Source organism: Escherichia sp. R1 (assembly GCF_003000935.1).
Taxonomy (GTDB): Bacteria; Pseudomonadota; Gammaproteobacteria; order Enterobacterales; family Enterobacteriaceae; genus Escherichia; species Escherichia coli.
Genome location: NZ_PSRU01000001.1, coordinates 288,889 through 301,565 on the forward strand (window position 1 = coordinate 288,889; position 12,677 = coordinate 301,565).

The 12,677-nt window shown below is 53.4% G+C and carries 10 protein-coding genes; 5 read left to right on the forward strand and 5 right to left on the reverse strand.

The window, feature by feature from the left end:
- Genes gsiC through iaaA form a run of 4 tightly spaced genes read right to left on the reverse strand, consistent with a single transcriptional unit; the run spans position 1 to position 5,320 of the window.
- Entirely contained in the window at positions 1 to 921 is a 921-nt protein-coding gene (gene gsiC, locus C4F37_RS01450) for a glutathione ABC transporter permease GsiC (RefSeq protein WP_000936043.1), read from the reverse strand.
- Positions 922 to 938: 17 nt separating this feature from the next.
- Positions 939 to 2,477 carry a glutathione ABC transporter substrate-binding protein GsiB gene (gsiB, locus tag C4F37_RS01455; protein ID WP_000090182.1) on the reverse strand — a complete coding sequence of 513 codons (1,539 nt, stop codon included), beginning with the start codon at positions 2,475 to 2,477 and terminating at the stop codon, positions 939 to 941.
- 19 nt (positions 2,478 to 2,496) lie between these two features.
- Positions 2,497 to 4,368: a glutathione ABC transporter ATP-binding protein GsiA gene (gene gsiA, locus C4F37_RS01460; RefSeq protein WP_001538498.1), complete on the reverse strand. Its 1,872-nt coding sequence runs from the start codon at positions 4,366 to 4,368 to the stop codon at positions 2,497 to 2,499.
- Positions 4,355 to 5,320 (reverse strand): beta-aspartyl-peptidase, encoded by a 966-nt coding sequence (gene iaaA, locus C4F37_RS01465; RefSeq protein ID WP_000513805.1) that lies wholly within the window; start codon positions 5,318 to 5,320, stop codon positions 4,355 to 4,357. Before iaaA ends, gsiA begins: the two co-directional genes overlap by 14 nt.
- Positions 5,321 to 5,523: 203 nt before the next feature.
- On the opposite strand from iaaA, the gene moeA reads away from it, so the two are divergent.
- The gene (moeA, locus tag C4F37_RS01470; RefSeq protein ID WP_000397347.1) at positions 5,524 to 6,759 is read left to right on the forward strand and encodes a molybdopterin molybdotransferase MoeA; all 1,236 of its coding nucleotides are present in this window, start codon (positions 5,524 to 5,526) and stop codon (positions 6,757 to 6,759) included.
- Positions 6,759 to 7,508 carry a molybdopterin-synthase adenylyltransferase MoeB gene (gene moeB / locus C4F37_RS01475; protein WP_000829255.1) on the forward strand — a complete coding sequence of 250 codons (750 nt, stop codon included), beginning with the start codon at positions 6,759 to 6,761 and terminating at the stop codon, positions 7,506 to 7,508. Before moeA ends, moeB begins: the two co-directional genes overlap by 1 nt.
- A 75-nt stretch (positions 7,509 to 7,583) precedes the next feature.
- Here moeB and fsa read toward each other — a convergent pair whose 3' ends face one another.
- On the reverse strand, positions 7,584 to 8,246 hold the full coding sequence (gene fsa / locus C4F37_RS01480) for a fructose-6-phosphate aldolase (protein WP_001298570.1): 663 nt from the start codon (positions 8,244 to 8,246) through the stop codon (positions 7,584 to 7,586).
- A 130-nt stretch (positions 8,247 to 8,376) separates the two neighbouring features.
- Between fsa and C4F37_RS01485 the strand changes: the two genes are divergently transcribed.
- The 3 genes from C4F37_RS01485 to ybiV all read left to right on the forward strand — a co-directional run bounded on the left by C4F37_RS01485 (position 8,377) and on the right by ybiV (position 12,675).
- Complete coding sequence (locus C4F37_RS01485; protein ID WP_001298571.1) at positions 8,377 to 9,276, forward strand: glycyl-radical enzyme activating protein; 900 nt, start codon at positions 8,377 to 8,379, stop codon at positions 9,274 to 9,276.
- A gap of 5 nt (positions 9,277 to 9,281) precedes the next feature.
- Positions 9,282 to 11,714, forward strand: a complete 2,433-nt coding sequence (locus C4F37_RS01490; protein ID WP_000209310.1) for a glycyl radical protein — start codon at positions 9,282 to 9,284, stop codon at positions 11,712 to 11,714.
- 145 nt (positions 11,715 to 11,859) lie between these two features.
- On the forward strand, positions 11,860 to 12,675 hold the full coding sequence (ybiV, locus tag C4F37_RS01495; protein ID WP_000114251.1) for a sugar-phosphatase YbiV: 816 nt from the start codon (positions 11,860 to 11,862) through the stop codon (positions 12,673 to 12,675).
- The last annotated feature ends 2 nt before the right edge of the window (positions 12,676 to 12,677 follow it).

Below are 12,677 nucleotides of genomic sequence, written 5' to 3' on the forward strand. Positions count from 1 at the left end.
TTACTTGTACCTGATAGCCGGGTTAATGGCGGCGTAAAGCACATCCACCACTAAGTTGATAAGAATAAATTCCAGCGAGAAAAGCAGAATTTCCGCCTGAATCACCGGGTAATCGCGCATTTCAACGGAGTCAACGAGTAAGCGTCCAAGTCCGGGCCAGTTGAAAACTTTCTCCACCACGATGGAACCACCGAGTAAAAATCCAAACTGTAAGCCCATCATGGTCACTACCGGGATCATCGCGTTGCGTAGCCCGTGTTTGAGGACAACCCAGGTTTCGCTCACCCCTTTCGCCCTCGCGGTACGCATATAATCTTCGCTTAAAACGTCGACAAACGACGCGCGGGTAAAGCGCGCCATCACGGCGGCCACTGCCGCGCCGAGCGTCAGGGAGGGTAAAATGTAGTGCTGCCAACTGTCTGCTCCCACGGTAGGCAGCCAGCCCAGTTCAACGGAGAATACCTGAATTAAAAGCATCCCCAGAGCAAATGCCGGAAACGAAATCCCCGACACCGCAATAGTCATACTCAATCGATCCGGCCAACGGTTACGCCAGACGGCGGCGATAATTCCCGCCGCCATACCAAATATCACCGCCCAGACCATACTGGTTATGGTCAGCCACAGCGTTGGCATAAAGCGGCTGGCAATCTCATCGGCAACCGGACGACGCGACACCATCGACAGGCCAAAATCCCCCTGCACAGCATTGCTGATATAGTGCCAGAACTGGTGATATAGCGGCTGATCCAACCCCAGCTGCTGACGCACCAGTTCTATAACCTGCGCATCAGCTTCGGGCCCGGCAATTAATCGCGCCGGATCGCCGGGCAGCATGTGGACAAATAAAAACACCAGCACCGAGACGATAAACAGCGTCGGAATCAACCCCAGTAAGCGTTTGATAACGTAATTAAGCATTCCACTCCCTGCGTTGCTTATTGCAAATCCGCATCTTCAAAGCTGAAGCCGGTGTCTGGCATGATCCAAAAACCGGTCAGGTTTTTACTGTGTGCCGACACCAGTTTTTCTACCACCAGCGGGATCCACGGCGACTCTTGCCAGATGATATCCTGCGCCGCCTTATACAAGCGGGTCTTTTCCGCCGGATCATTAGTTTTCAGTGCCTGAGCCAGGAAGTCATCCACCTGTTTATTGCTGTAAAACGCGGTATTAAACAGCGTCGGTGGCCAGTTCTGCGAGGCAAACAGCGGCGATAGAGCCCAGTCTGCTTCGCCGGTTGAAGCCGACCAGCCAGTGTAGAACATCCGCACGCCGCTCTCTTTTTGCCCTTTACCTTCAACTTCTGCCGCCCGCTGTCCGGCATCCATCGCAGTCACCTGGGCTTTAATCCCGACCTGCGCTAACTGCTGCTGGGTAAATTGCAGCACTTTCTGCGCGGTGCTGTGGTTATGTGACGACCACAGCGTGGTACTGAAACCGTTGGGATATCCCGCCTTTTTCAGTAATTCGCGCGCTTTCACTGGATCGTAAGGCCACGGTTTATAACTTTGCGCGTAGGCGATACTCGGCGGTACCACACCAGTAGCTGGCGTTGCATAGCCCGCGAAGGCCACTTTCACCAGCGCCGGGCGGTTAATGGCGTAATTCAGCGCCTCACGGACCTTCGGGTTATCGAACGGCTTTTGCGTCACGTTCATACTGATATAACGCTGCATAATTGACGGACTGGCCATCAACTCGATATTTTTGTTTTTCTCCAGCAGTGCGGCCTGCTCGTAGGGAATGGGGAAAGCAAACTGCGCTTCACCGGTTTGCAGCATTGCCGCGCGGGTGTTGTTATCCGCCACCGGACGCCAGGTTATGCTGTCCAGTTTGGGCAATCCTGGCTGCCAGTAACCCACGAATTTTTTCACCTTCACAAAATCGGTCTGATTCCAGGTATCCAGTTCATACGGTCCGGTTCCCACCGGATGAAAACCAATCTCCTTGCCATATTTTTCCAGCGCTGCCGGTGAAATCATCGCGGTCGCCGGATGGGCAAGAATATTAATAAACGCTGAGAATGGCTGTTTGAGAGTAATCTTTACCGTTGTCGGATCGATCGCTTCCGTTTTGGCAATATTCTTATACAGGTTATAGCGTTTAAGATGATTCGCCGGATCGCTGGCCCGGTCCAGATTCGCTTTCACCGCCGCTGCGTTGAAATCGGTGCCATCCTGGAATTTAATGCCTTCCCGCAATTTCACGGTGTAAGTAAGGCCGTCATCGGAAACGGTATAACTCTCCGCCAGCACGTTTTTCAGTTTCATCTCTTTATCCAGACCGAACAGCCCCTGGTAAAACGATTTCGCTACGGCCTGAGATAACGTGTCATTTGCGTCATACGGATCGAGCGTGGTGAAGTTCGATCCTACTGCCACCACCACATTTTTGGCAGCGAATGCACAAGATGCCATCAACGCTGTCGCAATGCCCAGCGCCACTAACCCACTACGGTGTACAGCTCTTGCCATTTTATTCTCCGCCTGAATGTTATCTACGCATGAATGCGTATTCTGATTGTGGTTGTGCGACGTAATGCCCCGGCCCGACGCATTGCAACGAGACGGCTGCAACTTCTTCGCCACGCAGATGAATATTGCTGGGAAGATCGTCCGACAGCAGTACACGCTGCGGTCGTTGTCGGGACGGTTCAGCGACCGGAACTGCCGCCAGTAATTTACGCGTATAAGGATGCTGCGGATTTTCAAAGACCGCGCGCCGTGGACCAATTTCAACAATTTGCCCGAGATACATCACCGCCACACGATGACTAATCCGCTCAACCACGGCCATATCGTGGGAGATAAACAGATACGCAATGCCGAAATCACGCTGGAGATCGAGCAACAAGTTGATAATCTGCCCGCGAATAGAAACATCCAGCGCCGAGACGGCTTCGTCGGCAATGATCACTTTTGGATTCAATGCCAACGCGCGAGCAATGCAGATGCGCTGGCGCTGACCGCCGGAAAACTCATGAGGGTAACGCCAGGCATGTTCCGGTAACAGGCCCACGCGCTCCAGCAACCACGCAACGCGTGCAGCCGCTTCTTTACCTGGCAATAAACCGTGTACGCGCAGCGGTTCGAGAATCGAATCACCGATGGTCTGACGCGGGTCCAGCGAAGCGTAAGGGTCCTGAAAAATAAACTGAATATCGCGGCGCAATGCCTGAAGTTTGCCGGGTGACAAGGTATCGATTCGCTGACCGTTAAAGATAATTTCGCCGCCTTGCGATTCGACCAGGCGCAGCAACGCCCGCCCGGTGGTGGATTTACCGCTGCCAGACTCTCCCACCAGCGATAGCGTTTCACCAGGCCAGAGATCAAAACTGACTTTCTCAACGGCATGCACTTCCCGCGTTACGCGATTCAACAAACCGCTGCGCAAAGGGAAACGGGTGACCAGATTACGCACCCGTAAAACAGGTTCGCCATCCACCACCGTTTTCTGCTCGATGGGTGGCTCCTGTTTCGCTGGATGTTCAAGCGATATCAATGGGAAACGTCGGGGATAATCTAACCCTTTCATCGCACCAAGTTGCGGAACAGCAGCTAACAGCGCACGGGTATAAGGATGTTGCGGTGCATGAAAAATCTGTTCGACGCTACCCGTTTCCACCGCCTCGCCCTGATACATCACCAGTACCCGATCGGCAATCTCTGCCACCACGCCCATATCGTGAGTGATAAAGATAACGCCCATCGACATCTCTTTTTGCAATACTTTGATTAATTGCAGGATCTGCGCCTGAATAGTGACATCCAGCGCGGTGGTTGGCTCATCGGCAATCAGCACCGCCGGGCGGCATGACAGCGCCATCGCAATCATCACTCGCTGGCGCATCCCGCCAGAGAGTTGATGCGGATAACGTGAAAGAATGGTTTGTGCCTCCGGAATGCGTACCTGATCCAGCATCCGCTTCGCCTCGACCATCGCTTCTTCACGACTGGCGTTCTGATGCAGACGAATAGATTCAGCAATCTGTTCACCCACAGTAAATACCGGGTTCAGCGATGTCATCGGCTCCTGAAATATCATCGCCATATCCGCACCGCGCACATGGCGCATTTGTGCAGCGCTCTGCTCGCTAAGTTCAATTACTTCGCGACTGCGCCGCTGCAACAGCATTTTATCGCACTGCACTAAACCGCCCGCCTGTTCCAACAGGCGCATCAATGCCAGCGCAGTCACTGACTTACCGGAGCCGGATTCGCCAACAATTGCCAGCGTCTCACCACGTTGCAGGCTAAAAGAGAGATTGCGGACCGCAGCTATTTTCTGCTGCTCCTGCATAAAGGCAATATTCAGATTTTCAACCGCCAGCACATCACCGGCATCAAGTTCATCACTGTGTGGCAACGGTGTCCCCTCTTTCACGGTAGATACCGGTGGTTGGCGTATCGCCTGCGTAGCCCCAGGCGCGATACATTCCTTCGGTGTTAAACGGTAGCGCGACATTCCCTTCATGGTCGATAGCGATTAAGCCACCGCTACCGCCAAGCGCAGGGAGTTTTTCCATTACTACCCGCTCGCAGGCTTCCGCGAGACTTAATCCGCCGTAATCCATTAACGCGGCGATATCATATGCCGCCAGCGCGCGGATGAAGACTTCGCCCGTGCCGGTACAGGAAACCGCCACACTGGCGTTATTGGCATAGCATCCGGCCCCCACTAAGGGACTATCGCCAACTCGTCCGGGTAATTTATTGGTCATTCCGCCCGTGGACGTGGCTGCCGCCAGATTGCCGTCTAAATCTAACGCCACGGCCCCTACGGTGCCCATTTTTTGTTTTTCATCCAGTGGCGCACCGCTATGGTCGAGGACGGTTGCCCCTTCCTCGCGCGCTGCCATTAGTTGTTCATAACGCAAAGGTGTGGAGAAAATCTCCGGCGAGACGCGCTCCATGCCATGAGCAAACGCAAAATTTTCTGCCCCTTCGCCAATCATCATCACATGCGGGCTTTGCTCCATCACCAGTCGGGCGGCAAGAACCGGATTACGCAGATGGCTAACGCCCGCCACCGCACCGGCTTTCAGGGTGTTACCATCCATCACACAGGCGTCCAGTTCATGGGTTTCATCACGCGTAAAGACAGCGCCAATTCCGGCGTTAAACAGTGGACACTCTTCCAGCAGACGCACCGCTTCCGTCACCACATCCAGCGCACTTTCGCCCGCTACCAGCATTTTCTGCCCGGTTTCAACAATGGCAGACAACGCCTCGATGTAGCGTAATTCCTGTTGCAGACTCATCTGCGCGCGGCTAATTGCACCTGCGCCACCATGAATTGCAATGACTGCTTTGCCCATAGTATTCGTCCATTAAGGGTGGCTCGCCACTTTTGCTATAAATATCAGAATTTTTATGAATGACTCATTCAATTTTTGAATATAGAAAGATGGATATGGCATGTAAAGGCAGGAGCCAGCGCTACGCCCGAGGTGGCATACAGTCTGTGGCGTTTTTCTGACATAATAGGCAAATTCGATTTTGCCTCCGCAGGAGTGTTTTCATGGAATTTACCACCGGATTGATGTCGCTCGACACCGCGCTTAATGAGATGCTTTCTCGCGTTACCCCACTGACCGCCCAGGAAACGCTGCCACTGGTTCAGTGTTTTGGCCGTATTCTGGCGAGCGATGTCGTTTCGCCACTGGATGTCCCGGGGTTTGATAACTCCGCTATGGACGGCTACGCGGTGCGTTTAGCCGATATTGCCTCCGGGCAACCGCTGCCCGTTGCCGGTAAATCCTTTGCCGGTCAGCCGTACCATGGTGAATGGCCTGCGGGTACCTGCATTCGTATTATGACCGGTGCGCCGGTGCCGGAAGGCTGCGAAGCGGTGGTGATGCAGGAGCAGACTGAACAAACGGACAATGGCGTGCGTTTTACTGCTGAAGCGCGTAGCGGGCAAAATATTCGCCGTCGCGGTGAAGATATCTCTGCAGGTGCGGTTGTTTTCCCGGCGGGGACTCGCCTGACTACCGCTGAACTGCCAGTGATTGCTTCGCTAGGGATTGCCGAAGTTCCGGTGATTCGTAAAGTGCGTGTAGCGCTTTTTTCTACCGGTGATGAACTCCAGTTGCCCGGTCAGCCGCTGGGCGACGGCCAAATCTACGATACCAACCGTCTCGCCGTACACCTGATGTTAGAACAGTTGGGATGCGAGGTAATCAACTTAGGGATTATCCGCGACGATCCCCATGCCCTGCACGCCGCATTTATTGAAGCCGACAGCCAGGCGGATGTGGTGATCAGTTCCGGCGGTGTTTCAGTGGGTGAAGCGGATTACACCAAAACGATTCTTGAAGAGCTGGGGGAGATCGCCTTCTGGAAACTGGCGATTAAACCGGGTAAACCGTTCGCATTCGGTAAACTTTCTAATAGTTGGTTCTGCGGCCTGCCGGGCAACCCGGTTTCAGCGACGCTGACCTTCTATCAACTGGTACAGCCTTTGCTGGCAAAACTAAGCGGCAATACCGCCAGTGGCCTGCCCGCGCGCCAGCGTGTACGCACAGCGTCCCGCCTGAAAAAAACGCCAGGACGCCTTGATTTCCAGCGCGGCGTGCTGCAACGCAACGCCGATGGCGAACTGGAAGTGACGACCACCGGACATCAGGGTTCACATATATTTAGCTCCTTTAGCCTCGGCAACTGCTTTATCGTGCTGGAACGCGAGCGCGGCAATGTTGACGTGGGCGAATGGGTGGAAGTCGAACCGTTTAACGCGTTGTTCGGAGGCCTGTAATGGCAGAACTCAGCGATCAGGAGATGCTGCGCTACAACCGGCAAATCATTCTGCGCGGTTTTGATTTTGACGGTCAGGAGGCGCTAAAAGATTCTCGTGTGCTGGTCGTCGGCCTTGGTGGACTCGGCTGCGCAGCTTCGCAGTATCTGGCAAGCGCCGGTGTCGGCAACCTGACGCTGCTCGACTTCGACACGGTTTCGCTCTCCAATCTGCAACGCCAGACGCTGCACAGTGATGCCACGGTCGGGCAACCAAAGGTGGAATCCGCCCGTGACGCCCTGACGCGGATCAACCCACATATCGCGATTACGCCAGTCAATGCGCTGCTTGATGACGCTGAACTTGCTGCGATGATTGCAAAACACGATCTGGTGCTCGACTGTACGGATAACGTTGCAGTACGTAATCAACTGAACGCAGGCTGTTTTGCCGCGAAGGTGCCGCTGGTTTCCGGCGCGGCAATTCGTATGGAAGGGCAAATCACGGTCTTCACTTATCAGGACGGCGAACCGTGCTATCGCTGCCTTAGCCGTTTGTTTGGCGAGAACGCGTTAACCTGCGTAGAAGCAGGCGTGATGGCACCGTTAATCGGCGTAATTGGTTCGTTGCAGGCAATGGAAGCAATCAAACTGCTGGCAGGTTATGGCAAACCAGCCAGCGGGAAAATCGTGATGTACGATGCGATGACCTGTCAGTTTCGCGAAATGAAACTGATGCGTAATCCGGGGTGTGAGGTGTGCGGGCAGTAACTGCCACCTCCAGGCCAGATAAGACGCGGCACTCCGCCACGTCATCAGCAATTTATGAGGATGCAGAACGTCCGGTTAAATCGACGTTCTGCCAAACGCTCCCAGCCAGTCCTGTTCAAACTTCGCCACAGCGGCATCAACCGCCGGATAGCTAATCATCTGTTGTGCCACATCCAGCGGCAGAGTAATTGATTCACATCCTGCCAGTAAGCAGTCCAGCGCCTGACGCGGGGTTTTGAAACTCGCGGCTAACACTTTCGCCTGCGGCGCATGCATTTTCAATAACTGGTGTAAGTCGGTCACAGTCTGAATACCGCTACCGCCCTGAGCATCAATACGATTAACGTAAGGCGCAACATATTCCGCACCTGCCAGCGCCGACAGTAGCCCTTGTGCTGCGCCATATACCGCGGTTCCCAGCGTCGGAATCCCTTCCGCTTTTAACATCTTAATAGCTGCCAGCCCCTCAGCGGTCACCGGAACTTTCACCACGATATCCGCAATAATAGAACGCAATTTACGTGCGTCATTAACCATCCCTTCAGCAGTGGTAGCCATTACCTGGGCAAACAGACGCCCCTGACCGCCCATCGCCTCGTGAAGTTGCGGAAGCACAACCTCCAGCGGTTTTTTACCCGCTGCGATAATGCTTGGGTTAGTGGTCACACCCGCCAGCGGAAAAATACGTGACAGCGCCGTCACCGCAACAACGTCTGAAGTATCCAGATACAGTTCCATAACCATCCTCAAAATGTACTTTTTGTCTGAATGTAGACTATCACGGGAAAACTCTCTGAACAGTTGACGCACATCAATCTAACTTTCATTCGAAAGTATTTTAATGTTTGAACGAAACAGAGAGGCAACTATGATTTTCAATATTCAACGCTACTCGACCCATGATGGCCCCGGTATCCGCACGGTCGTATTTCTTAAAGGCTGTTCGCTGGGCTGCCGCTGGTGTCAGAACCCGGAAAGCCGCGCCCGCACGCAGGATCTGCTGTATGACCCACGACTCTGTCTGGAAGGCTGTAAGCTGTGCGCTAAGACCGCACCGGAAGTGATTGAGCGCGCGTTGAATGGTTTGCTTATTCATCGGGAAAAGTTAACCCCGGAGCATTTTACGGCGCTAACCGACTGCTGCCCGACACAGGCGTTAACCGTGTGTGGTGAAGTGAAAAGCGTTGAGGAGATCATGGCAACCGTTTTGCGCGATAAACCGTTTTACGATCGCAGCGGCGGCGGCTTAACGCTTTCTGGCGGTGAACCGTTTATGCAGCCGGAAATGGCGACGGCGCTGCTGCAAGCCAGCCACGAGGCCGGCATTCATACTGCGGTAGAAACCTGTCTGCATGTGCCGTGGAAATATATCGCCCCTTCTCTGCCCTATATCGATCTGTTTCTTGCCGATTTAAAACACGTTGCCGACGCGCCGTTTAAACAGTGGACCGACGGTAACGCCGCCAGGGTGCTGGATAACCTGAAAAAACTCGCCGCAGCCGGCAAAAAAATCATTATCCGCGTGCCACTGATTCAGGGCTTTAATGCCGACGAAACTTCTGTGAAAGCCATTACCGATTTTGCCGCCGACGAGCTGCACGTTAGCGAAATTCATTTTCTGCCCTACCACACACTGGGCATCAACAAATATCACTTACTTAATCTGCCCTATGACGCCCCGGAAAAACCGCTTGATGCGCCAGAACTGCTCGACTTTGCCCAGCAGTATGCCTGCCAGAAAGGGTTAACCGCGACCTTACGAGGATAACAATCATGACAACACTAAAACTGGATACGCTCAGCGACCGCATTAAAGCGCACAAAAATGCGCTGGTGCATATTGTGAAACCGCCGGTCTGTACCGAACGAGCACAACACTATACCGAGATGTATCAACAACATCTCGATAAGCCAATCCCGGTACGTCGCGCGCTGGCACTGGCGCATCACCTGGCGAATCGCACCATCTGGATCAAGCACGATGAGTTGATCATTGGCAACCAGGCAAGCGAAGTTCGCGCCGCGCCGATCTTCCCGGAATATACCGTCTCGTGGATCGAAAAAGAGATTGATGATCTGGCAGATCGTCCCGGTGCTGGTTTTGCGGTGAGCGAAGAGAACAAACGCGTTCTGCATGAAGTGTGCCCGTGGTGGCGCGGTCAGACCGTACAGGATCGCTGCTACGGCATGTTTACCGATGAGCAAAAAGGTCTGCTGGCGACCGGAATCATTAAAGCGGAGGGCAATATGACCTCCGGCGATGCGCACCTGGCGGTCAATTTCCCGCTACTGCTGGAAAAAGGTCTTGATGGTCTGCGTGAGAAAGTGGCGGAACGTCGCTCGCACATCAATCTGACGGTTCTGGAAGATCTGCACGGCGAGCAATTCCTGAAAGCGATTGATATCGTGCTGGTGGCAGTCAGTGAACACATTGAACGTTTCGCTGCCCTGGCGCGTGAAATGGCCGCGACCGAAACCCGCGAAAGCCGTCGCGATGAACTGCTGACGATAGCAGAAAACTGCGATCTTATCGCCCACCAGCCGCCGCAGACTTTCTGGCAGGCGCTGCAACTGTGCTACTTCATCCAGTTGATTTTGCAGATCGAATCTAACGGTCACTCGGTATCGTTTGGTCGTATGGACCAGTATCTCTACCCATACTATCGCCGTGACGTTGAACTGAACCAGACACTGGATCGCGAACACGCCATCGAGATGCTGCATAGCTGCTGGCTGAAACTGCTGGAAGTGAACAAAATCCGCTCCGGCTCACACTCAAAAGCCTCTGCGGGAAGTCCGCTGTATCAGAACGTCACCATTGGCGGGCAAAATCTGGTTGATGGTCAACCGATGGACGCGGTAAATCCACTCTCTTATGCGATCCTCGAATCTTGCGGTCGCCTGCGTTCGACTCAGCCTAACCTCAGCGTGCGTTACCATGCGGGTATGAGTAACGATTTCCTCGACGCCTGTGTTCAGGTGATCCGCTGCGGCTTCGGGATGCCGGCGTTCAACAACGACGAAATCGTGATCCCGGAATTTATTAAACTCGGTATTGAACCGCAGGACGCTTACGACTACGCAGCAATTGGTTGTATCGAAACCGCCGTCGGTGGCAAATGGGGCTATCGCTGTACCGGCATGAGCTTTATCAACTTCGCCCGCGTGATGCTGGCGGCGCTGGAAGGTGGTCGTGATGCCACCAGCGGCAAAGTGTTCCTGCCACAAGCAAAAGCGTTGTCAGCGGGTAACTTCAACAACTTCGATGAAGTAATGGACGCATGGGATACGCAAATCCGTTACTACACGCGTAAATCAATCGAAATCGAATATGTCGTCGATACCATGCTGGAAGAGAACGTACACGATATTCTCTGCTCGGCGCTGGTCGATGACTGTATTGAGCGAGCGAAAAGTATCAAGCAAGGCGGCGCGAAATATGACTGGGTTTCTGGCCTGCAGGTCGGCATTGCTAACCTCGGCAACAGCCTGGCGGCAGTGAAGAAACTGGTATTTGAACAGGGCGCGATTGGTCAGCAACAGCTGGCTGCCGCACTGGCGGATGACTTCGACGGTCTGACTCACGAGCAGCTGCGTCAGCGGCTGATTAACGGTGCGCCGAAGTACGGCAACGACGATGATACTGTCGATACGCTGCTGGCTCGCGCTTATCAGACCTATATCGACGAACTGAAGCAGTACCATAACCCGCGCTACGGTCGTGGTCCGATTGGCGGCAACTATTATGCGGGCACATCGTCTATCTCCGCTAACGTACCGTTTGGCGCGCAGACGATGGCAACGCCGGACGGACGTAAAGCACATACCCCGCTGGCAGAAGGCGCTAGTCCGGCCTCCGGTACTGACCATCTCGGCCCTACTGCGGTCATTGGCTCGGTGGGTAAACTGCCTACGGCCGCGATTCTCGGCGGCGTGCTGCTCAACCAGAAACTGAATCCAGCAACGCTGGAGAACGAATCTGACAAGCAGAAACTGATGATCCTGCTGCGCACCTTCTTCGAGGTGCATAAAGGCTGGCATATTCAGTACAACATCGTTTCCCGCGAAACGCTGCTGGAAGCGAAAAAACATCCGGATCAGTACCGCGATCTGGTAGTGCGTGTCGCGGGCTATTCCGCCTTCTTCACCGCGCTCTCTCCAGACGCTCAGGACGATATCATCGCCCGTACTGAACATATGCTGTAATCTCCTCAGCCCGGCGGCGTCGTCGCCGGGTCAAATCATTCACATCATCAATTCCGCTCTCACTTTCATTCGAAATATAATTTGTGCTCTGCGTCACATTGTTATTACACTGTTACGGTTTCATTTTCGAGCCAGGAGCACACCTATGAGCGTAAAAGTTATCGTCACAGACATGGACGGTACTTTTCTTAACGACGCCAAAACGTACAACCAACCACGTTTTATGGCGCAGTATCAGGAACTTAAAAAGCGCGGCATTGAGTTCGTTGTCGCCAGCGGTAATCAGTATTACCAGCTTATTTCGTTCTTTCCTGAGCTAAAGGATGAGATCTCTTTTGTCGCGGAAAACGGCGCACTGGTTTACGAACATGGCAAGCAGTTGTTCCACGGCGAACTGACCCGACATGAATCGCGGATTGTTATTGGCGAGTTGCTAAAAGATAAGCAACTCAATTTTGTCGCCTGCGGTCTGCAAAGTGCATATGTCAGCGAAAATGCCCCCGAAGCATTCGTCGCACTGATGGCAAAACACTACCATCGCCTGAAACCTGTAAAAGATTATCAGGAGATTGACGACGTACTGTTCAAGTTTTCGCTCAACCTGCCGGATGAACAAATCCCGTTAGTGATCGACAAACTGCACATAGCGCTGGATGGCATTATGAAACCCGTCACCAGTGGTTTTGGCTTTATCGACTTGATTATTCCCGGTCTACATAAAGCAAACGGTATTTCGCGGTTACTGAAACGCTGGGATCTGTCACCGCAAAATGTGGTAGCGATTGGCGACAGCGGTAACGATGCGGAGATGCTGAAAATGGCGCGTTATTCCTTTGCGATGAGCAATGCTGCGGAAAACATTAAACAAATCGCCCGTTACGCTACCGATGATAATAATCATGAAGGCGCGCTGAATGTGATTCAGGCGGTGCTGGAAAATAAACCGCCGTTTAATCTTTGATT